This is a genomic window from Haloferula luteola (genome assembly GCF_014201715.1).
Lineage (GTDB): Bacteria > Verrucomicrobiota > Verrucomicrobiia > Verrucomicrobiales > Akkermansiaceae > Haloferula > Haloferula luteola.
Genome location: NZ_JACHFD010000030.1, coordinates 18,390 through 40,636, shown reverse-complemented (window position 1 = coordinate 40,636; position 22,247 = coordinate 18,390). Strand labels below are relative to the sequence as shown.

The following is a 22,247-nucleotide window of genomic DNA, read 5'->3' as shown; positions in this document are numbered from 1 at the left end:
CGGGAGTTCCCCCGCCGCTCCGCTCATCACGGACCCTGTTTCATCCACTCCATCCCAATCCCTTAGCCATTCCCATGCCGGGTGGTGGGGGTTTTTCGTGGTGCGGGCGCTCAGGGGATCCCCATGAGGAATTCAATTCCGGGGGATTCCCGCTTTGCGACGATTGGGCCGCTATGTCAGCTTCAGGCAAGCGGATGGCAGGACACTTTGAGCTACTCTTTCTGGGAACCGGAACATCGGTCGGTGTCCCGGTCATCGGTTGCAAATGCGAGGTCTGTCGGTCGAAAGACCCGCGAAATCGACGGACTCGATCCTCCATTCTGCTCCAGTCGCCCACACATCACGTGCTGGTCGATTCCGGGCCCGACCTCCGGGAACAAGCCCTCCGGGAAGGGATCGAGCGAGTCGACGCCGTTCTCTATACTCACGCGCACGTCGACCACGTGGTGGGCTTCGACGAACTTCGCGCCTTCTGTTGGCATCGCTCCGCACCACTCCCACTGCATGCCAGCCCTTTCACGCTGCGGGTGTTGCAGCAGATGTTCCCCTGGGCATTTGACGTTGAAAATACCTATCCGGGCTACATCAAGCCCCTCCCGGTTCCTTTCGAACCCACGATTCACCTTGGGGACATCACCGCGACGCCACTGCCCTTATTTCACGGTGCCGTGGAAACGCATGGATTTCTGATCGATTACCCGGGGGCCCCGTCCATCGGTTATTTGCCGGATGTGAAGGCCCTGCACGAGTCGTCCATCACAGCGTTGCAGGGAGTCGATCTGCTCATTGTCGACTCGCTGCGGCCTCGCGAGCATCCGACTCATCTTTCCAATGCCGAGGCCCTCTCCATGATCGAGCAGCTGGGAGCTGCCCAGGCTTGGCTCACTCATCTCGGCCACGAAAATGAACACGCTCTCTACGAATCCCACCTGCCTCGCCATGTGCGAGTCGCCTATGACGGCTTGAAACTCCAATTCTGATCATGCTCCGCCACCTCATCGCATTCTTTTGCTCTGCCGCTTCGGTCTTTGGGGCCCTGAACCCGGATCAAGTGGTCATTCTCTTCAACCGCAACGCTGCCGACTCGGATACCCTTGCCAAGCACTACGCTGAGCTCCGCGACATCCCCGCGACACAAATCGTCGGTCTCGATCTTCCCGACAAAGAGCAGATCGATCGGGACGAATACCGAACCCAGCTCCGCGATCCGCTCGCGAAAATCTTTGATGATCGCCGTTGGTGGCTTCGCAACGACGGCCCCGACGGAAAGAAGCAACTCAGCGGACTCAAAGTGCGCCTCATCGTCTGCATGCGAGGGGTTCCGAGCCGGATCTTCCACAACGATACCCAAGCGGATCCCGAACAAGACGCGAAGGACCCGCAGGCTTCACTTCGGCGCATGATGATGACCTCCAGTGCGGCGGTCGATTCCGAGTTGATGTTGCTGGGCTTGGAGAACCCCAAGACTGAAGGCCCTCTGGACAACCCCTACTTCAAAAGCACCACGCCCATCGAGAAAGCGGCCATCCCCATTTTGCTGGTCGGGCGGATCGACGGCCCATCTCCCGAAATCTGCACTCGCATGATGGACGATGCCGTGGCGACCGAAAAGACCGGCCTATGGGGATTCGGAGTCGTCGACATCGCCAACAAATCCGCCGCGCAGGATCCGAGTGGCGACCCCTGGTTCCGCACGGCGGCCAAAGATCTCCGGGAAAAGGGATTCCCTGTCTTGGTGGACCGTTTCCATCCCACCCTCCCGCGAAATTTTCCGCTCCCGCCCACCGCTCTCTACTATGGATGGTACGACTGGAATGTGAGTGGTCCGTTCATCAATCCCCACTTCCACTTCAAGCGAGGCGCCATCGCCATCCACCTCCACTCTTTCAGCGCAGCCCAACTCAGGGATGCAGGCAAGAACTGGTGCGCTCCATTGCTCGCACGGGGCGCAGCCGCTACCGTGGGCAATACTTTCGAACCCTTTCTCCATCTCACTCACCATCTCGATCTTCTCAATGCCCGGCTTCTCGACGGCTTCACTCTGATCGAAGCGGCCACGATGGCCATGCCGGTAGTTTCTTGGCAGGGAGTGGTGCTCGGCGATCCACTTTACCGCCCGTTTGCCCATCTTGATGGCACTGGTGCGAAGGAGGATGACGATCGCGTGTTTCGAGCTCTGCGCATCGCCCAATTGAGGTGGCCCGACGACGACTTGCGGCGCCGGGAATTGCAAAAAGCGGCCACGCGAATGAACAATGGAACGATGACGGAGGCCTTGGCTCTCGATTTCGCCGAGGGTATCGACGCCAACGTCGCCGTCACATTGCTGACCGACGCAACTCGACAGTATTCCGCCCCCACCGATCAACTGAGAACCGAACTTCTGAAGATCAAATTGGACCGAGAGCGTGGGCAACTCGCCGCCGCCAAACAGGGACTGCGTGCAGCCCTATCACGTTACTCCCAGCTCCCGGAAAAGGACGCCGCTCAAGTTTGGCTGGACACCCTTGAAGCGGACGCAACCCGCACAAAATAAGTCATCCCGAAGTTCTTCAGTTGATCATCTGAACAGTCTTAGTGCAAAGTGGGGTCACCATGCCCCCCTACTCTGACCTGTTGCAGAATGCCTTCGGAGGAATCGCGGAGCCACCGCCAACGATTCTTCCCGACGAACTCGAACTCCAAGCCATCTGGTTTGCCGGGGGCTTTGGACGAGATTTCACCACCACTGACGGCCAAACTGTCCGCATCCAACAGTTTGGGGGATGGAATCGGTCGGCTGGCCCCGATTTCCTCCACGCTGCCATCGATCTTCAGGGAAAGCTCCACCATGGAGCCATCGAATTGGATCCCGACGGAAACGACTGGGAACTCCATGGGCATGGTGCTGATCCCGCCTACTCCTCGGTCGTCCTCCACGTCAGTTTTCGAGCTCACCGTGCTGAAACATTCATCCGCGATGTCCACCATCGTGCGATCCCTCAGGTCGTCCTGAGCCCCGCCGAGATTCACCATGCTCTGCAAACTCCTCGCCGAGCGACCGCCATTGCCCGCCCCGGGCGGTGCGTCCACCCCCTCGCCCAGCTACCGCCCGATTCCCTCAAAACACTGCTTGAGCAGGCTTCCGACCATCGCAGCCAACAGAAAGCCGCCCGTTTCCTGCGCATCGCGGAAGCCCACGGTCGCGACGCCGCACTTTTCCAAGTAACCGCCGAAACTCTGGGCTACCGAGCCAATGCACTTCCCATGCGTTTGCTCGCTCAACGCGCTCCACTGGCTGCTCTTCGCGAGCTCGCCGAGCCCGACGCGGTATTGTTTGGCATCGCCGGCTTCCTCTCTCCCGAGCTCCATGAGATCGCTCCGCCAGATACCCGCCAGCACCTTCGGCGACACTGGGAAAGCTGGTGGAGGCACCGCGGCGTCTGGGAAAACTTCCGCCCCTTACCGTGGACATTCACCGGGCAACGGCCCGCGAACCATCCCCATCGACGAGTCGCCGCCCTCGCCATGTTGGTTCGAAATTGGACCTCCTATCGCCGGCGTGCTCTTGCTCGGCCATTTTGCCCCGCTGCGGTGATCCATTTTCTCGGGTCCCTGCAGGACCCCTTTTGGAGCCACCGCCATACCCTCTCCTCGAAAGCATCTCGTCAACCGATTGCGCTCTTCGGATCCACCCGAGCGAAAGAATTGCTCGCGAACCACCTGATCCCTTTGGCGAGACACGAAGACCCTGCCTTCACCTATGAGGATTACCTCAAGCTACCGGCTGGCGCGAAAAACGAGCACGTCCGCCGCTGCGCCATCCGACTCTTCGGCGGAGAGGACCTCGCCCAGCCTTATCTCCAAAAAGCGGCCCATCATCAGGCGCTGCTTCAGATCTATCGGGACTTTTGCCTCGAAGACCTCAGCGATTGCCTCCGCTGCCCCTTCCCCGAGCAACTCTCCCAATGGCGATGAACTGACCCTCCATCTCTCCCCCCTCTACATGCACGAAGCTCTTCTCGCTCTCAACGCCCTTCCGCGCATCGGGCCCGTCCGAATTCGCAGGCTGCTGGCCCATTTCGGTACCGCCCGCGCAGTCCTTGATGCCTCCATTCCTGCACTGCTCCGAGTCGAAGGCATCGGTCCTGAACTCGCCAACATGATCCGAGATCATGACTCTTTGACGGACCCTTCCACCGAACTTGCCGAACTTCATACTCGCGGACTCTCCCTCCTCACCCCGGACGATCCCGCCTTTCCTCCAGCACTCCGAGAGTCCTACGATTGTCCGATCCTTCTGTATGTTTGGGGAGAAGTTCTCCCCTGCGACCGCCATGCCATCGGCATCGTTGGAACCCGCCGAGCATCTTATTACGGGAAAAACAGTACCAAGAAGCTCGCGTATCAACTGGCACGCTCAGGATTCACCATTCTTTCCGGCTTGGCGCGAGGGATCGACACCACCGCCCACGAGGCAGCTCTCGCTGCCAGCGGGCGCACGGTTGCCATCATCGGATCAGGGCTCGCTCGAATCTACCCAGCTGAAAACCTCACTCTGGCGGAAAAAATCGCCGATGGAAACGGAGCCGTGATCAGCGAATTCCCCCTCCATACCCAACCCGACAAACAGACCTTCCCACAACGCAACCGCATCGTCGCCGCTTGGTCTCGGGCACTGGTGGTCACCGAATCGCCCCATTGGTCGGGCTCACTGATCACGGCCAATCTCGCCACCGAGTACGGTCGCCCTGTCTACGCCGTACCCGGCCCTATCGACAAACCCACTTCGGCAGGATGCCACCAACTCATCCGCGAGGGGGCGACCCTATTGACCGATGCGAGCGAATTGATGGACGACATGGGGGCGTTGGGCCTTCCCCAATCGCGCCCCAGCCATCCCCCAACGGAGTCGACCTGCGAACTTCCCCTAGGAATCCCCGATTTGCCTCCCGAAGAGCAACACCTCCTTTCCTCTCTCGGCGACGAAGAATCCGGAATCGACCGGTTGGTGGATCTCACAGGCTGGCCCGCGCAAAAGGTTTCCACCACCCTTCTCAAACTCGAAATGAAACGCCTGATCAGGGCCCTTCCCGGGATGCGTTACATCCGGCGCTGACTCAACGTTCCCCCATTCACGAATGCCTAAAAAGCAGCTACTGCTGCCCATCCGGCACACTTCCTACCTTTCCTTGCGACCGTGGAAAGAATGAGGATTCTTTTTGCTTATGCTTAGACGCATGAGAAACCTTTCCCATTGGATCTTGATCGCGGCCGGAGCTTGCGCCTCCCCCTCAACCGCGGAACCGGCCGCCAATCTCGCGCTCCTCGCCCAGCCCTCTGCCTCCTATGTTTCTGGAGATACCTCGGTAGCTGCTCTCAATGACGGAAACGAACCGACCCTTTCTCGGGAACGAGGTCCGGGTTCTTTCGGCAACTGGCCTAAAACCGGAACCCAGTGGGTCGAGCTCAGTTGGACCAAAGCCATTTCCACCGATGCGATCGAAGTCTACTGGTGGGACGACCACCAAGGGGTGCGCCTGCCTTCTCAATGTCGACTGAAATTTTGGAATGGATCGGACTACGCACTGGTCCCCTCCGCCGAGGGACTGGGAGTGGAGGGCGATACGTTCAATCGCACCACTTTCCAGCCCATCACCACCACCCGCCTACGACTCGAAATGGACGGCTCCGAGTCCTTTTCCACAGGTGTTCTTGAATGGCGCGTCTTCGACACCGGCGACTCTCCTGCTTTTCCGCCAGACACCCACGCGGGCTTGGATCGCTCCGTGATGCTCGATGGCCCCACCTATCTCCATGGACAAGTCAAAGCCCTCAAACATGCCGACCAACTGGAACTCCAGTGGCGCAAACTCAGCGGCCCCGGAGAGGTTACTTTTGCCCAACCTTCCGCCACCGAAACCACCGCTCGTTTTTCCCAATTGGGAACCTACGAGCTGGCTCTTGAGGCGAAACTTGATGGAGAGACCAGCTCCGATTCCCTTCAAGTCACCGTCATCGACCCACCCAAAGAACAACGGCTCGATGTCGTCTACACGACTCCCTATCAAATCAACAATCCACTGTGGAACGACCGAGCCAAGGCTCTCATCACCCAGTGGATCCCTCACTGCATCGACGTCATCGAAGATCGCTCCCTCAATACCGGCGGCATCGACAACTTTGAGGAAGCGGCCAAGGCACTTCGTGGCGAAGCTCATCAACGGCACAAAGGCTACGTCTTCGCCAATGCCTGGGTCCATCAAACGGTCGAGTCGATGTGCATCGCCTTGATGGTCGACGCGCAAGGGGACTCCGAAATTCTCGCCGCCCAGCAACGTTTCCGCAGCACCCTCGATTCGTGGATCCCGTCCATCCTTGCCGCCCAAGAACCGGATGGATATCTCCAAACCGCCTACACCCTTGCCGATCGTCAGCATTGGCCGGAACGCTGGAATCCCGCCAATCGTGAAAACCACGAAGGTTACGTCGCCGGATACTTCATCGAGTCCGCCATCAACCACTACACGCTGACCGGAGGAAAGGACACCCGCCTCTATGATGCGGCAAAGAAACTCGCCGACTGCTGGGTCAACCACCTAGGCCCCGGGAAAAAAGCTTGGTACGATGAGCACCAAGAGATGGAGCAAGCTCTCGTCCGCTTTGGCCGATTCGTCAACGACATGGAAGGCCACGGACGCGGAGACGCCTACATCTCCCTCGCCAAGTTCCTCCTCGACAATCGTGGCCACGGCGAGGTCTGCCAAGAATACGATCAAAGCCACCTTCCAGTGCAACAGCAGTATGAGGCAGTCGGCCACGCCGTTCGCGCCGTCTACAGCTACTCTGCCATGGCCGATGTCGCCGCAGAAACGCAGGACACCGACTACGAAAGCGCCGTGATGTCCCTTTGGGACAACATGGTGAATCGGAAATACTACATCACCGGAGGAATTGGCAGCGGCGAGACCTCTGAAGGGTTTGGTCCGGACTACTCCCTGCGCCACGATGCCTATTGCGAGTCCTGCTCCAGCTGCGGTCTCATCTTCTTCCAGTACAAGCTCAACCTCGCCTACCACGACGCGAAATACGCCGATCTCTACGAGGAAACGATGTACAATGCACTCCTCGGTTCGGTGGACCTCGACGGGAAAAACTTCTTCTATCAAAACCCGCTCGATACCTACACCGCCCGCTATCCGTGGCATGGCTGCCCCTGCTGCATCGGCAATATCCCCCGTACCCTCCTCATGGTTCCGACCTGGACCTACGTGAAGGATGAAAAAGGGATCTATACCAACCTCTTCATCGGAAGCACGATCCAGGTCGGGGAAGTCGCCGGCACCCAGATAGAAATGGTTCAAAAAACGGACTACCCATGGGACGGCAAGGTGGCCATCACCGTCAACCCCGCCGAAGATCGCGAATTCGAACTGCGCATTCGCATCCCGCACCGAGATGTCAGCGTACTTTACCAGGGTCAACCTCAAGCCAATGGGCTGACCCAACTCCAAATCAATGGCGAACCGACACCCTTCGCCGAGGAACTCGGCTACGCGGTGCTTCATCGGAAGTGGCAAAAGGGCGATACCGTCAGCTTTGAGATTCCGCTGGTCCCCCAGAAGATCACGGCCAGCGACAAGATCGAAGCCACCCGCGGAGAAATGGCGTTCCGTTATGGACCTTTGGTCTACTGCGTCGAAAGAGCCGATCAAAACATTCAGCGCCCCGTCGACCCGAATGCGCCCCTTTCTGTCGAATGGCAGCCTGAAACCCTAAACGGCATCAAAGTTCTCAAAGGCAAATGGGCCGATGGCGATGATCTGCTGGCGATCCCCTATTACGCACGGGCCAATCGGGAGAGTGCCGCAGGGATGGGCCAATTTGGCGGACCTGGTGCCACCGGAGGCGGCGACGGAACTCGCGATCAAAAGGGACCAAGTTCACGGGTCTGGCTTCCGGTCCGCTGAAACCACGAAGGAGCCCTCCACCTTCGAGGTCTCTCCACCTGCCTTTCCACATGGGCCGCTCGTCGCCACCTTTTGGCTCGGGCGGCCCATTTTTGTCTTCACCACCCCGACCTGTCGCTCTCCCCCCCCGAGAGCGCCTCGCCCCGCCCGGAATCCATCTCGTGGCCTGCCCAATTCTCCTCCTCCTGCACGCCTTCCATCCTCCTCAATGACTCCTTTTCAGGGATTTGAACAAACCCCCTCGCCCAGCTCTTCATCACCTGCCGATTCCTCGGAAATTCGGGATTTTCCGGCAGCCCATCAAGGGGGCGATCAAAAACATCCCCTTCGGGGATCTCCGGGTTGAACCTCGAATGCCCTTGCCAACTGGGGCTTGGCGCGTCTAGTGCGTCGCCACCGAGCCATGGGCAAGACTCTCATCATCGCCGAAAAACCGTCCGTCATGACCGACCTCTCGAAGGCCCTCGCAAAGGTCTTCGGAAAGTTCGATAAACAAGGACAGGGGCGCGACTCCTACTTCGAGAATGATGATGCGATCATCACCTCAGCCGTCGGCCACCTCGTCGAGTTGCGCATGCCGACGGGGCCGAATGGCAAGAAACTGCCGTGGAAATTCGACGTCCTGCCGGCCATTCCAGACAGCTTCGAACTCGATCCGATCGAACAATCCGCGAGTCGGCTCCGCCAGGTCGTCAAATTGGCCAAGCGCAAGGATGTCGACCTGATCGTCAACGCCTGCGACGCCGGCCGTGAAGGGGAACTCATTTTCCGCTACATCATGGACATCGGCAAAATCGACAAGCCGTCGAAACGGCTGTGGATGCAGTCGATGACCCAGCAATCGATCCTCACCGCATGGGAGCGGCTGCGGAGCGACTCTGAAATGCAGCCGCTGGCCGATGCCGCACGCTGCCGCTCGGAATCCGATTGGCTGGTCGGACTCAACGCCACCCGTGCCTTGACGTGCTTCCGTTCCCGCCATGGGGGCTTCAACATCACCTCTGCCGGACGAGTCCAGACGCCCACCCTGGCCATTCTCGCCAAGCGCGAGGCTGAGATTCAGGCATTCGTTCCCGAGGCCTACCACGAAGTGCACGGCACCTTTGGGGTCGCCGCAGGCGACTACCTCGGCAAATGGATCGACGAAACCTGGAAAAAAGATCCCTCCCAGCCTCATGGCCGCCCTGAACGCATCTGGGACCGCACCCTTGCCGAGGCCATTCAAGCCCGTTGCACTGGGCAACCCGGCATCGTCGAAGAGACCCGCAAACCTTCGACCCAGATCGCCCCCCAACTTTACGACCTAACAACCCTCCAACGGGAGGCTCCCTTCTCCGCGAAAGGCACTCTGGCCCTCGCCCAGGCGCTCTACGAGAAGCACAAGATGATCACCTACCCCCGGACGGACTCCCGCTACTTGCCGGAGGACTACACCGGAACGGTCCGCACTACGATGTCGGACATCGCGAACTCCGATCTTCCCGTCGCCGACTACGCTCGCAAGGTCCTCGACGAAAAGGACGGAGCGAAGCTGGTGAAGTCGAAGCGCGTCTTCGATTCTTCAAAAGTTTCCGACCACTTCGCCATCATTCCGACGGGCCGTGTGGTGAAACTCAGCGAAGCCGAAGAGCGATTGTATGACATGATCGTGAAGCGCTTCGTGGCCGTTTTCTTCCCGAATGCGGAATTCGAACAAACGACCCGCCTCACCACAATTCACACTCCGGGCTTCACCGATCGATTCAAAACGGAAGGTCGTGTTCTGGTGAAACCCGGCTGGCTTGCGGTCTATGGTCGGCGTCCCGGCGTGGCCTCCGGCAAAGACGAACTCACCGCCGTCGAGCCCGGGGAAAATGCCGAGACCCGGTCGATCGAAATCCTCGACGAGCAAACCAAGCCTCCAGCACGCTACAACGAATCCACCTTGCTCTCCGCCATGGAAGGCGCCGGGAAACTGGTCGACGATGAAGCACTTGCGGAAGCCATGTCCGAACGTGGCCTTGGCACCCCTGCCACTCGCGCCGCGATCATCGAAGCCCTCATCCGCCAAAAATACATCGCCCGTGATGGCGATGGCGGTCGTGCTCCCCTGCATGTTTCGCCCACCGGCATGAGACTCATTCAGTTGGTCACCGAAATGGACATTGCCGGGCTTGCCTCCCCGCAAATGACTGGAGATTGGGAATACAAGCTGCGCCAGATGGAACAGGGCCTTCTCGATCGCGACCAATTCATGGGCGAGATCAAGAAATACACCACCGAGATCGTTCACAAAGCCAAGGGCTTGGCCACCGAGATGAAAAATCGGACATTCTCCGATCTCGACTGCCCGTGCCCAGCCTGCGGTGCTCCTGCGCTGAAACAAACCGACGCCACCTTCGAATGCCGCGAGCCGGAGTGCAAATTCCAGGCGAAGAAGCACATCGCAGGTCGCACCCTCACCGCAGACGAAGCGAAGCAACTCTTCACCACCCGCTTCATCGGCCCTCTTCAAGGCTTCAAATCCAAGTTCAACCAACCCTTCGAAGCGGGCTTGGAACTCACCGATAAGTTCAAGGTGAGCTTCGTTTTCGACGAGAGTGACAAAGAAACCGCCGACGACCTGACGGAAGATCAAGTCATCGGTAATTTCCCCCTCGCCGATGGCCGTCAGGTGAAAGTCTACGAGACCGACAAAGCCTGGTTCCTTCCCGACTTGAAGTCGAAAAAGGACCCCGACGGCATCCGCGTGGGACGCACCATTCTCCAACACGAGATCCCGCAGGAGGAATTCCTCAAAATGATCGCTGAAGGTAAAACGGGCCTCATCAAAGGCTTCATTTCCAATCGGACCAAGCGCCCCTTTGATGCCTTCCTGACCTTCGATCTCAACACCGGAAAGGTCGGCTTCGAATTCCCCCCGCGTCCTGCCAAGAAGGCCGCAAAGAAGGCGTAAACCCCGACTCTTTGCCTCCATAAATTCTTGGAGTTGAGATGATTAAAAAACGTTTACCAATTGGAAATTTAACTCCTGTTGGTGGTTTTTCCTTGGAGGACACCTCCCCCTTCACGTAGCTTCACGGCGTCCCCCGAAAGGAAGGACTTCTTCGAAAACAAGCCCGCACCCCACACGCCGCGGGCCTCACTCCGAAGCAGTTCCTTTGGACACCGTTTTCCCCCAAACGTGTGTGTGTGAGCCGCCCGGCAGGTCGTCCCCCGATCCGCCGGGCGGCTTCTTTTTCGGCCGATCGCTTCCTTCGAATTCGCTCACCCTCGCCTCCATTTAGGCGACTCGTGAAAACGCCACAACTCCGCTCAACGCCCCCATTCCCAAGGCAGGGAGGGCTTCAACGGTCACGGAACTGGCAGTGCAGAACCTCCCATTCAGCGGCTCGTACTTGGCTCGGGAAACCAACGAGCTACCGCTTGAGCCGCCTTTTCATGAGCGCCGGTGCCGCCGAGAGTGGCGATCACTTCCGCAAGGCGGGCCTGCAACAAAACCACTTCCTCAGGATGGTCCAGCATCCGCTCCAGCTCTTGGGAAACGGAGCAGGGCTCCGCATCCGACTGGATGAATTCCTCGATGACCGTTTCCCCTGCCAAAATATTGATCAACCCGATGTGTTCGATCTTCACCACCATTTTGGCAATCAGGTAGGTCGGCCACGCCAGACGATACACCAAACAATACGGAAGTCCGAAGAACGCCGCCTCCACCGTCGCCGTCCCACTCGCCACCACGCCGCAGGCGGCTTCCTGCATCAAGCGATGGGCTCCGCCGTCTCGGACTTCCAAGGCGGCACCCAGCCCGCTTCCAGCGGCCAGCTCGCGAATCCGTGTCGCCAGCCGCGCATTCGCTGCTGGGACGGCGAATTGTAGCTCGGGGCGACTCTGCAGCATCCGCTCCGCAGTGCCCAACATCAGCGGGAAAAGTTTCTCCACCTCCGGCACACGACTTCCGGGCAAAAGCGCGACCAGAGAGGGGTTCCGCGATAGACCGAGGTGCTCCTCCGATAATTCATCAATGATCGGGTGACCGGCAAAGCTGGCCTTAAGGCCGCTACCTTCAAAAACCTTGGGTTCGAAAGGCAGCAGGCAGAGCACCTCATCCAGCACCGCCGCCATCTTGGGAATCCGGCCTTTCTTCCATGCCCAGACCTGCGGACACACATACTGCACGATCTTCACCTGCGGCAGCTCCTTGCGGACCGCGGCAGCAAATCGGAGGTTGAACCCCGGGTAGTCCACCAGCAGCAGCACATCCGGCTGCCAGGCTTTCACCTCCGAGAGCATCCGCTCGAAAGAGTCCTTGAAGAAACGATAGTGCTTCAACACCTCCACCACGCCCATCACGGCTGCTTGATCGAGCCAATCGTGCACTCCCGACCCCGCCACCTCCTGCATCACCGGTCCTCCCGCTCCCCGAACCTCAAGTCCCGGCATCAGCGTGATGAGAGCGCGCAACAACCCGGCGGCGTGCATGTCGCCACTCATTTCTCCTGCCACGACATACAGCCGGCCATTCATCGGCGGGAAGCTACGCCGGTTCCCCTCCAGGGATCAACCGTCGAGCGACCCAACCCATTTGTCATTGATTTCCCACGGGTCGGCCCCTTAATCGCCGCCCAACCTCAGTGCTCATGGCCGATTCTCCTGCCGATCCCAAACCGATTGCCGAAATCTCGCATGGCCCTTCCGCCTTCGAGCAGTTCCTCGATAAAAACCAAAAGTCATTGATGGCGCTTGGAGTCGTGATCGCGCTCGGGGCTGCTGCCTGTGTCGTCAAAGACGGTCTCGACCGCGGAGCACGTGACGGAGCAGGCAACGCATTGGTCGGCGCGGAAACCGCCGAACAACTGCAGGAAGTCATCAACCAGCACGCAGGAACGCCTTCTGTGGCCTCTGCCGCCGTCCTTCTTTCCGATCAACAATGGGAAAGTGGCCAGCAAAGTGCGGCAGTCGAAACCCTGCGCACCGAGATCGCCGCCCATCCGGACCATCCCGCCACCATCCCCGCCCGCGCACGCCTCGCAGCCCGACTGCTGGCAACCGGCGACACGGCCGGCGCAAAAGCCGAATTCGAGGCGCTCCTCGCCGATCCTACTGCCGATTGGATCGCCCCCTATGCGCTGGTTTCTCTTTCAGAAATCGCCCGTGAAGCTGGCGATCTCGACGCCGCCAAGGCCTATCTTGACCAAGCTTCCGACAAATACCCGGGGACGGCCTTTTCGAAGTCGATCCAGGACGCCCGCCGTTTTGTTGCCTTCGTCATGCCCTCCGAAGTGGAGCCGCCCGCCACTCCTGCCAGTGAGGAACCACCCCTGCCTGAGACGACCGAGCTGAATCCCACGGACACTGGCATGTCGAACAATCCCCTTCTCGATAGCCTTACCGGCCCCGGAAGCGATCCGACTCCCGCGCCTGAAGAACCCGCTCCCGATGCCTCGGAAACCCCTGCGGAAGACTCCGATCCGAGCGGGAATTGAAATTGACATCTTCGACCTCTCATCTCCTTTTTGCCACGTGAGCGATAAACTGTTTCAAAAAGTCATCGGCCGCCGTCCCGATGAGGCCCCGGAAGCCCCTGCAGCGGCTCCCGCATCTGCACCCGTCGCCCCAACGAGCCCCTCGGCTCCCGTGGCCGGAGGCGCTGCACCTTCTTATTCAGCAGGTTCCGCTCCCGCTCCGAAGCCGGTGGCATCCGTAGCTCCAGGCGGACCTTCCCGCAACGTGCTGAGCACCGACGTCGACATCAAGGGCACGGTGAAATTCACCAATGACCTCGTCGTCGACGGTAAAATCGAAGGAGAAATCTCCTCTGCCGGCAACCTCACCGTCGGAGAAAACGCTCGCCTCAAGGCCGAGATCAAGTGCGGCACCGTGGTTGTCTACGGCAAAGTCCATGGCAACATCGCCGCCAGCGACCGCGTCGACCTCAAGTCCAGCGCCGAAGTCGTCGGCGACATCAAAGCCAAGACTCTGGCCATCGAGGCAGGTGCCATTTTCGTCGGCAAATCCACCGTTGGCACACCTTCCACCCCGGCTGCTGCCGAAGGGTCCAAGAAGTCCGAGGGCTGAGTTTTCCCAACCGATTTCCTTCTCTTACCAACGGCAGCCCCCCTTGCGGAGGCCGCCGTTTTTCATTCCCACTCTGGAGGCGTTCAAAGTTGGACGACTCCGAACCCATGCATCACATTCCTCCCATGCCCACCGCCGCCCTCGATCTCAAGGAGGCCATCCTCCAGCTCAAAAAAGAGCGCAATGCCGTCATTCTGGCCCACAACTACCAGACCGGCGACATTCAGGATCTCGCCGACTACGTGGGAGATTCCCTCGGTCTCGCCTACCAAGCGAAAGCGACTGAAGCGGATGTGATCGTCTTCTGCGGCGTTCACTTCATGGCAGAAACTGCCAAGATCGTGAACCCCTCCAAAACCGTCGTCCTGCCAGACCGCGATGCCGGTTGCTCGCTTGAGCAATCCTGCCCAGGGCCCGAGCTCGAAGCCTTCCTTCAAGCCAACGCCGCCAAAAACTACTACGTCATCGCCTACATCAACTGCTCCGCCCATGTGAAGTCGCTATGCGACGTCATCTGCACGTCTGGCAATGCCGTGCGGATCGTTGAGCAAGCTCCCTCCGACCGTCCCATTCTTTTCGTGCCCGATGCCAATCTCGGAGCCTGGGTCATGGAGCAAACCGGTCGCAAGATGGACCTTTGGCAGGGCTCCTGTTACGTCCACGTCGAATTCACTCGCGACTCCATTCAACGCATCAAAGACGAATACCCCGATGCCTTGGTCGTCGCCCACCCCGAATGCACCCAGGCGGTGCGGCTTCTCGCCGACGAAGTATGCTCGACGGAAAAGATGATCTCGTGGTGCAAAAATGCCCCTTCCGACCATCTCATCGTCGTCACCGAAAGTGGCATGCTTCATCGCCTGCGCAAAGAAGTGCCCGGCAAGACCCTCATTGCCGGCCCCACTGAACGCTGCGCGTGCGCCGACTGCAAATACATGAAGTTGAACACGCTTGAGAAGCTTCACCAGTGCCTCGATCGACTCAGTCCTGAAGTCGTGCTCCCTGAGGACATCCGAGCCAAGGCAGAAGCCCCGCTCCTGCGCATGCTCGAGCAATCGAAGTAAGCCCCCCCCGCACTGGCGCCCTCCATCATGGCCCGACGCCTTTTGTTTCTCTGCTCTCAAAATAAGCTCCGCAGCCCCACCGCCGAAGCGATCTTCGCCGACCATCCGGGCCTCGAAGTCGACTCCGCCGGGCTGAACCACGATGCCGTGGTGCCCTTGTCACCTGAGCAACTCGCTTGGGCGGACCTGATCCTCGTGATGGAGAAAGAGCATCGCCAGCGACTCACCCGCCGTTTCTCCCGATCCCTCGCCGGAAAGCGCATCGCCATCCTCAACATTCCTGACGACTTCGAGTTCATGGATCCCGAGTTGATCCGCCTTCTGAGACTCCGCTGCCGACCTTACCTTCCCTGAGCGGATCGAACGACCCAGCGGAGATCGACTCACTTGAAACTTTCCGCCATTCCCTCGAAACTCCTCGCCATGCCCTCCGCAGATCCCCGGTTCAACGATTTCGTCCTTCTCCAGGCCCAGAACGCAGGGCTGTTTCTCGGCCAACTCCCCAATCCCGCCACCGGAGAACGATCCGTCAACCTGCGCGCCGCCCGCTCCGTCATCGACTCGCTCGAAATGCTCGAAGCCAAAACCGCCGGCAATCTCACCGAGATCGAACAGAAACTCCTCGGGACCGCACTTGCCAATCTCCGCCCGCTCTACGAAAAAGCATCCCACGATTGAGCTCCATGCATTTTGAACCCTTTCAAATCGGCGCCGTCCCCGTCGGTGGCTCCTTGCCCGTCTTCATTCTGGGTCCCTGCGCCCTCGAAAATGAAACCTTCGCCTGGGAAATGGCCCGCTCCCTCAAGGAGATCGCTGACCGCACCGGCATCCCGTTCATTTTCAAAGCTTCCTTCGACAAAGCCAATCGGACCTCGGTGAAATCCTTCCGCGGCCCCGGCGTCGCCGATGGCTGTCGCATCCTTGGCCAGATTGGCAAGGAATTGGGCGTGCCCGTCACCACCGATATCCACACTGCGGAACAGGCGGAGATCGCATCGGAGACCATCGACCTCCTGCAAATCCCCGCATTCCTCTGCCGCCAAACGGATCTTCTCGAGGCAGCCGCCAAAACCGGACGCGCCATCAATGTCAAGAAAGGCCAATTTCTCGCCCCGTGGGATACCATCAATATCGCTGAGAAAATGCGCGCCTTCGGTTGCCAAAGCTTCTTCATCACCGAGCGCGGCACCACCTTTGGCTACAACAACCTCGTCGCCGACATGCGATCGCTCTACTGGATCCGCAAAGAAGGCATTCCCGTGATTTTTGACGCAACCCACTCCGTGCAACGCCCCGGAGGTCTCGGCGGCGCCACCGGAGGCGATGGAGAACTGGCGCCAGTGCTCGCCCGAGCCGCCGTCGCCACCGGCATCGATGGCTTGTTCATGGAAACGCACTCGGACCCCGCGAATGCCATGTCGGATGGCCCCAATCAAATCCCCCTTGAATTCATGGAGGATCTGCTCGTTCGGTTGATTGCCGTCCACCATGCCGCGCACGGTGCCTAAGGCTCCACGTGATCGACCTGCACATGTCTCTGCCCCTCCACCGTCACCCACTTTGCGCCCTTGGATTCTCCTCCCTGGTCGCGCTGGCGATACTGGGCAACGCAGAGGCCCAGATGCAGATGCCGGGCTTCCCTTCGGGACCGAAGGATGACGATTCCATGGATCTCCCTGGAATGGAGATGCTCGTCGACGGCAGCATCCTCGAAAAAGTCCTCATCCCCCGCTACAATCCTCAGAGAGTCCTCGTCTCCACCCTAAGAGCCGAAAAGCTCCTCCTCGTCAACGACCAGCAAATTGAAGCCACCACGGCTCGGATCGAGTTCTATCACCCTGACGAAACGGTTCGCGGGCGCATCGACCTCAAAACCGCCACCCTGGAAAAGGGCAACCTGCTGCGCTCCCATGAGCCCGTCGATCTTGTCTCTGAGGACCTCAAGGCCCATGGCGTCGGGCTGATCTACCAGCTCAAACCAAGTTGTGGCCTGCTTCTCGGCCCTGCCACCGCAGTCATGCGGACCCCCGAAAAATCCAAGGAAACATCCATGAACTCTCGCACCCCTCTCCTCTCCGCAGCCGGTGCTCTCATGCTGGCCTCCACCGCTCCCGCTCAGGATGCCGAGCCGGAACGACTCGATCCCGCGGCCGTCGAAGGCCTCAATCGTCTCGCCGCTTCCTCTGCTCCGATCGTCGAAGCCCGCAATCAGGAAGATCAAAAAGCCTTGGCCAGCACCCAGGAAAAAGTCGCCCAAGCAGGAGCTTCCCTCGATGAATTCCTCGCCAAAGCCGCCGCGGATCTCCCCCCTGGCAAACCTGCAGACCTTCAAAGCGATGTCTCCCGGCCCGATCTTCATCGCCTCGACAACCTCGCCAAAGTCTCTGCCGACGACGGCATCTATTTCAACAGCGAAAAGGGCATCATGATCCTGCTCAAGAACGTCATCTACGACCATCCCGAGTTCAAACTCAGTGGCGCTGATGAGGTGAAAGTCTTCTTCTCCAACGACTCCAACGAAGGCGGAGGCCAAGACAAACCCAGTGAAGGCGATCTCTCCGTCGATTTCGGAGAACCCACCAAAGTCGTCGCGGTCGGCGCCCTCGTGCTCGAACAAAAGGCCACCGACGGTGGCAAAAAACCTGCCAAGGCCTCAGGTCGCCAAATGATTTACGACGTCGAAAACGAAGAATTCATCATTCGCGGCGGTCGCCCGTGGATCATTTCCGAAGGGGCCAATGGCTACGTCGATGATCCCGAGGGCTACATCCGCTACAACATCCGAACCGGCATCGGTTCCTCGCCCTTCAAATTCCGTGCGTTCACCGAGGGAAAGGCCCTCAACAAACGCTCCTCCGACCAGTGACTTCCCCTCGGTCCGTCATGTCCGAAGCCCAAGCTCTCCTCCGTGCCGAATCCCTGCGCAAATGCTACGGGGGCCGTGCCGTCGTCGACGGCGTCAGCATTCACGTCTGCCCCGGCGAAATCGTCGGCCTGCTCGGACCCAATGGTGCCGGGAAAACGACTTCGTTCTACATGATCGCCGGCATCGTGCCGCCCGATGATGGTCAGGTCACCTTTGCGGGGAATTCCATCACGGGACTACCCATGCATCGCCGGGCACGACTCGGCCTCGGTTACCTGCCCCAAGAGGAATCGATTTTCCGCAAACTCTCAGTGCTCGATAACCTCCTGGCGGTTCTCGAAACCCGCCGCGACCTCAACCGAGCCCAACGTCTCGAGCGCGCCGAAGAACTTCTTGAGCGTTTCAAGATCACCAAAGTTCGCAAATCCCAGGCCATCACGCTTTCCGGCGGTGAGAAACGCCGCCTCGCCATCGCCCGCACCCTGTGCACCGAGCCTCGCCTCCTCATGCTCGATGAACCGTTCGCCGGCATCGACCCGATCGCCGTCGAGGACATTCAAGGCATCGTTCGGGAACTGCGCGAACGTGACGGTCTCGCCATCCTCATCACCGACCACTCGGTGCGGGAAACCTTGTCCATCGTCGATCGCGCCTTCCTCATTCATGACGGCAAGGTGATCCTTGAGGGCGCTTCCGAAAGCTTGGTCAATGACCCGATCGCTCGGAAGCACTACCTCGGCGAGGACTTCCGCATGTAAGGGGCTGCCTTCACAGCACGGAAGACAGTGCCGTGATCAAGAGGACCGCGCCAGACGGCTCTTGGCCATGCGAGTGTACTGACGGCGCCACTTCGGACGCAGGATGCTTTGAACAGACTTTGAAAACCGATGAAGAGCGCGTTGAACGGACATAGGGATTGGGGATCGATCACCACTTCCGGATGGGGGAAGACATCCCAAGTGGCGCGAGGGGCAACGCGCTGTTAGAGAGCTTTCTTGTCCCTGACAAGCATGGTTTGTTGATCGAATCTCTCACAATTCGGTCGCCCGCCGTCTCGCAATCCGCCCCCCCCCAACTGGCATTTTGCCGCCGATCTCGACTGGAAGGATTCTCAAACTCCCCTAACCTTTTGGGCGTGATCTGGCAGGCGCTGCGCAAACGATTCGAAGCCCACAACGAGGAGCCCCCTTTTCGCGACGAATGGATCGCCATGTTGAGGACCAACCTTCCTCTCTATTCTCGGCTCCCCGAGTCCTTACGAGCCACTCTCCATCAACGCATCGCTCGCTTCGTTGCCAGTGTTCGTTTCGAGGGATGCAACGGACTGGAGCTCACCGAGGAAATGATCCTCACAGTCGCCGCCCAAGCCTGCCTTTTGGTCATCCACCGCGAGGGCAAGCCCTTCCCCAAGTTGAAGAACGTTTACCTCTATCCCAGCACCTTCAGCTCGATACAACGCCGGACCGATGCAATGGGCGTCGTCACCGAGGGCGAAGCTCATCGTCTCGGAGAATCTTGGCGAACGGGGACCATCATCCTCGCGTGGGATTCCGTTCTCCGCGGTGCACGAGAAATCCACGATGGGCAGAATGTCACCTTCCACGAGTTTGCCCACGAATTGGACCATGAAGACGGTTCCACCGATGGCGCGCCGGAACTTCCCGACCGAGCCGCCTACCGTTCTTGGGCGCGGGTCTTTACCCAAAGCTATCAGGACTTTCTCGATCGCCTCCACCACGGACAAAAAACCGTCCTCGATCCCTACGGTGCCACCGATCCTGCCGAGTTCTTTGCGGTCGCCACTGAAGCGTTCTTCGAGAAACCCCATCCTCTCTCCAAAGCCCGCCCAGAACTCTACGAGGAACTCCGGCAATACTACGGCCTCGATCCCCGCGAGTGGCTCTCCTGAGTCTTTCCCACCCGACAAAAATGGCCCGCCGATCCAATCGATCGACGGGCCCATTGAAGCTCCAAGAATTCAGGGATTCACCGTTTCCAGCCGATAGAAGGCCGAGCCCGAAGTCGAACCTGGCAGAGGATCTGAGTCGATGAAGCTCTCCGTTTCCGCCGCGGGTTGATGGGTATCGACCGTCGTCGGGAAGCTCCCGAGATCCGTTCCTCTCACCAACTGATAGGTTTGGCTGGGATCCAATCCGCTGAACACCACTTCCACCTGAGTGACTTCTCCGCCCGCATCGCGGGTCGCCACCACTTCCACGACCTGCACTTCAGCCGCTGGGGCAGGGAAATCTTCCGCATCCAGAGGGTCCGTGCCCGCAATGACCTCATCGCCATCACTGACTCCATCGCCATCACTGTCCGCGACCGTGGGATCGGTGCCCAACTGAAATTCCTCAAGATTGGTCAATCCATCTTCATCGGCATCCAAAGCAGCATCGGCATTCGACAGCGAATCCAGGCCATAGGCATCCTCCCAATCATCGGCCATGCCATCCTCATCCGTGTCGAAATGCGCCAACCTCGCCTCGAAATCGTCGAAGGCGATGTTCCGCACCGAACTGGTTCCCGTGCCGTTCTTGATCGCCATCACTTCCAGGCGGATCGTTCGGGTTCCCACAGGAGGATACGCCGACTGACGGATCGCAATCCATTGCTGGCCTGTATTCTCCGATCGACGGATCGAAGTCCTTCCCAAATCCGCTCCGGTCCCATCAAGAAACGAGATCTTCACCACGCCTTGGTCGGCGGAATCGTTGTCCACGATTGCATAATCGAGCAGCAAGGTCCGAGCACCTCCGTCAATCTCGCTCGCCATCGTGCTCACATCCAAGTCTTGCATCATCGTCATGCTGGCGTCCATGTCGCCCTCAAAGACGGCCGCATCCAGGTCTGGATTCGGAGCCCGGCGGTCCGCCGTTGCGAACTGATAGCCACCATTCGGCACCGTCGGTGATGTGGCATCATTGAAGTCGAAGTAATCGATGACGTAGAAATCATTCAAGTTGCTCGTCCAGCCGGGAACCTGACCGGCAGCCACCGACAACCCCACGCTGAACTCCGTGATCTCGGGAAGCTCGAAGTCGCCATTCACCACTTCCACCACTTCACCCGGCTCACTCGCAGAATCGTTCGGGTTGGAACCATAACGCACCTCGACGTCGTCATTGAAGCGGTCTCCGTCGCTATTCACCGAGTTGGGATTGGTCGGACCAAAGCCGGTGGAATTGCCCTCATTGTCGGTTCCATTGACCTCGGCACCGTCGGTCAACCCATCACCATCCGTATCCGGCAGTGTGGGATCAGTCTGATTTTCTGCCACTCCTTCGGCATACTCGTCCGCATCACTGCGACCGTCTCCATCGAAATCCGTGGGAACCGCGGCTCCCGGGCCAGCCACGTCGTCGTATCCATCCACATCGTCATTCGGATCAAAATCGATGATCCGATCTTCGTAGTAGTCAGGAAGACCATCACCATCGGTATCCATTTGCTCCACAACCACCGTCCCGCCGCCATCCAGGAAATTGATCCCCAAATCAAACAACGCCGCACCATCGTAGGTGCCTGAGGGAATCACCACGCCTTCTGCGACCAAGTCACCTTCGCGAAATGTCAGAGTATGATCCACGATCAGATAGGCGCTCCCGCTGAGGCTGAGGCCACCTTCAAACACGGAGTCTGAAGTGAAGTTGATCCCCATTCCGTCAATCACCGAAAGATCTCCCGTGTAGCCGGCATTGCCGCCAAAAGACACCACCCCGAAAGTCGAATTGCCTGCCAGTTCGTATTCGATGAGGAGGTCTCCATCCCCCGCAATCGGCCCGGTGATATCCAAGGTCATGGCGCGATTCGAAACATCAATGTACGCACCTTCACCCGTCACCCGAAACTCAGTCACCACGAACGTCCCATCCGAATCCGCATTCGGAGCATAGGAAAAGCGTGCTCCATCCAACGTCATCGGTCCCAATAGGGTGGCAGTCGTGCCCCCTTGGTTTTTCATCAGCGCTCGGCTGCCGGCGACAACGGTGATCGAATCACCGCCAAAAGTTCCATCGAGGCCGTCCGCACAGATTCGGAATCGGTCATTCGTCACGCCAATCGCGGAGACGTAATCATTTCCCGCCGTGGGCGGGTCGGGCACCGGGCCCCACATGGCCGCATTCCAATCAATGTTTCCAACAGTCTGAACCACAGTCTCTGCATGGGCACAGGACAGGGAGACGACGAGAAGGAGGCTCGCAGGAACGCCGAGCCCGGTAGACGATGGGGATATCTTAATCACTGGGTTGTCGTGGGTTTGAGAACAGCCAGGCGACTGCCGGAGGGGGTCTCCCTCCCGATCATGCA

17 protein-coding genes are annotated in these 22,247 nt (G+C 59.2%); 15 read left to right on the top strand and 2 right to left on the bottom strand.

All coding sequences use genetic code 11. The features are described from left to right. The first annotated feature begins 74 nt into the window (after positions 1–74). The 6 genes from HNR46_RS18675 (at position 75) to topB (ending at position 10,884) form a co-directional block, all read left to right on the top strand. Positions 75–980, top strand: coding sequence for an MBL fold metallo-hydrolase (locus tag HNR46_RS18675; protein ID WP_343076066.1), 906 nt, complete (start codon positions 75–77; stop codon positions 978–980). Positions 981–982: 2 nt separating this feature from the next. After that, a complete protein-coding gene (locus tag HNR46_RS18670; RefSeq protein WP_184021763.1) occupies positions 983–2,536 on the top strand; it encodes a TIGR03790 family protein in 1,554 nt (517 codons plus the stop codon). A 59-nt stretch (positions 2,537–2,595) separates the two neighbouring features. Beyond that, positions 2,596–3,957 (top strand): DUF2851 family protein, encoded by a 1,362-nt coding sequence (locus HNR46_RS18665; RefSeq protein WP_184021761.1) that lies wholly within the window; start codon positions 2,596–2,598, stop codon positions 3,955–3,957. A 28-nt stretch (positions 3,958–3,985) separates the two neighbouring features. Continuing rightward, positions 3,986–5,098, top strand: coding sequence for a DNA-processing protein DprA (dprA, locus tag HNR46_RS18660; protein ID WP_184021759.1), 1,113 nt, complete (start codon positions 3,986–3,988; stop codon positions 5,096–5,098). A 121-nt stretch (positions 5,099–5,219) separates the two neighbouring features. Then, positions 5,220–7,949, top strand: coding sequence for a glycoside hydrolase family 127 protein (locus HNR46_RS18655; RefSeq protein ID WP_221285282.1), 2,730 nt, complete (start codon positions 5,220–5,222; stop codon positions 7,947–7,949). A 403-nt stretch (positions 7,950–8,352) separates the two neighbouring features. Then, positions 8,353–10,884, top strand: coding sequence for a DNA topoisomerase III (gene topB / locus HNR46_RS18650; RefSeq protein WP_184021753.1), 2,532 nt, complete (start codon positions 8,353–8,355; stop codon positions 10,882–10,884). A 428-nt stretch (positions 10,885–11,312) separates the two neighbouring features. On the opposite strand, the gene lpxB is transcribed toward topB, so the two are convergent. Beyond that, positions 11,313–12,455, bottom strand: coding sequence for a lipid-A-disaccharide synthase (gene lpxB / locus HNR46_RS18645; protein WP_184021750.1), 1,143 nt, complete (start codon positions 12,453–12,455; stop codon positions 11,313–11,315). Between the two features lie 113 nt (positions 12,456–12,568). On the opposite strand from lpxB, the gene HNR46_RS18640 reads away from it, so the two are divergent. The 9 genes from HNR46_RS18640 to HNR46_RS18600 all read left to right on the top strand — a co-directional run bounded on the left by HNR46_RS18640 (position 12,569) and on the right by HNR46_RS18600 (position 19,845). Beyond that, positions 12,569–13,414 (top strand): hypothetical protein, encoded by an 846-nt coding sequence (locus HNR46_RS18640; protein ID WP_184021747.1) that lies wholly within the window; start codon positions 12,569–12,571, stop codon positions 13,412–13,414. A 37-nt stretch (positions 13,415–13,451) separates the two neighbouring features. Next, a complete protein-coding gene (locus HNR46_RS18635) occupies positions 13,452–14,006 on the top strand; it encodes a bactofilin family protein (RefSeq protein WP_343076065.1) in 555 nt (184 codons plus the stop codon). A 125-nt stretch (positions 14,007–14,131) separates the two neighbouring features. Next, on the top strand, positions 14,132–15,070 hold the full coding sequence (nadA, locus tag HNR46_RS18630) for a quinolinate synthase NadA (protein ID WP_184021768.1): 939 nt from the start codon (positions 14,132–14,134) through the stop codon (positions 15,068–15,070). 27 nt (positions 15,071–15,097) lie between these two features. Next, positions 15,098–15,424: a low molecular weight protein tyrosine phosphatase family protein gene (locus HNR46_RS18625; RefSeq protein ID WP_184021741.1), complete on the top strand. Its 327-nt coding sequence runs from the start codon at positions 15,098–15,100 to the stop codon at positions 15,422–15,424. A 33-nt stretch (positions 15,425–15,457) separates the two neighbouring features. Then, a complete protein-coding gene (locus tag HNR46_RS18620; protein WP_184021738.1) occupies positions 15,458–15,748 on the top strand; it encodes a DUF1844 domain-containing protein in 291 nt (96 codons plus the stop codon). Between the two features lie 5 nt (positions 15,749–15,753). Beyond that, the gene (kdsA, locus tag HNR46_RS18615; RefSeq protein WP_184021736.1) at positions 15,754–16,578 is read left to right on the top strand and encodes a 3-deoxy-8-phosphooctulonate synthase; all 825 of its coding nucleotides are present in this window, start codon (positions 15,754–15,756) and stop codon (positions 16,576–16,578) included. 23 nt (positions 16,579–16,601) lie between these two features. Next, complete coding sequence (locus HNR46_RS18610; protein WP_184021733.1) at positions 16,602–17,936, top strand: hypothetical protein; 1,335 nt, start codon at positions 16,602–16,604, stop codon at positions 17,934–17,936. A gap of 17 nt (positions 17,937–17,953) precedes the next feature. Further along, positions 17,954–18,694 (top strand): LPS export ABC transporter ATP-binding protein, encoded by a 741-nt coding sequence (gene lptB, locus HNR46_RS18605; RefSeq protein ID WP_184021730.1) that lies wholly within the window; start codon positions 17,954–17,956, stop codon positions 18,692–18,694. 377 nt (positions 18,695–19,071) lie between these two features. Continuing rightward, positions 19,072–19,845 (top strand): zinc-dependent peptidase, encoded by a 774-nt coding sequence (locus HNR46_RS18600; protein ID WP_221285281.1) that lies wholly within the window; start codon positions 19,072–19,074, stop codon positions 19,843–19,845. 69 nt (positions 19,846–19,914) lie between these two features. On the opposite strand, the gene HNR46_RS18595 is transcribed toward HNR46_RS18600, so the two are convergent. Beyond that, a complete protein-coding gene (locus tag HNR46_RS18595) occupies positions 19,915–22,053 on the bottom strand; it encodes a thrombospondin type 3 repeat-containing protein (RefSeq protein WP_184021725.1) in 2,139 nt (712 codons plus the stop codon). Positions 22,054–22,247: the final 194 nt, after the last annotated feature.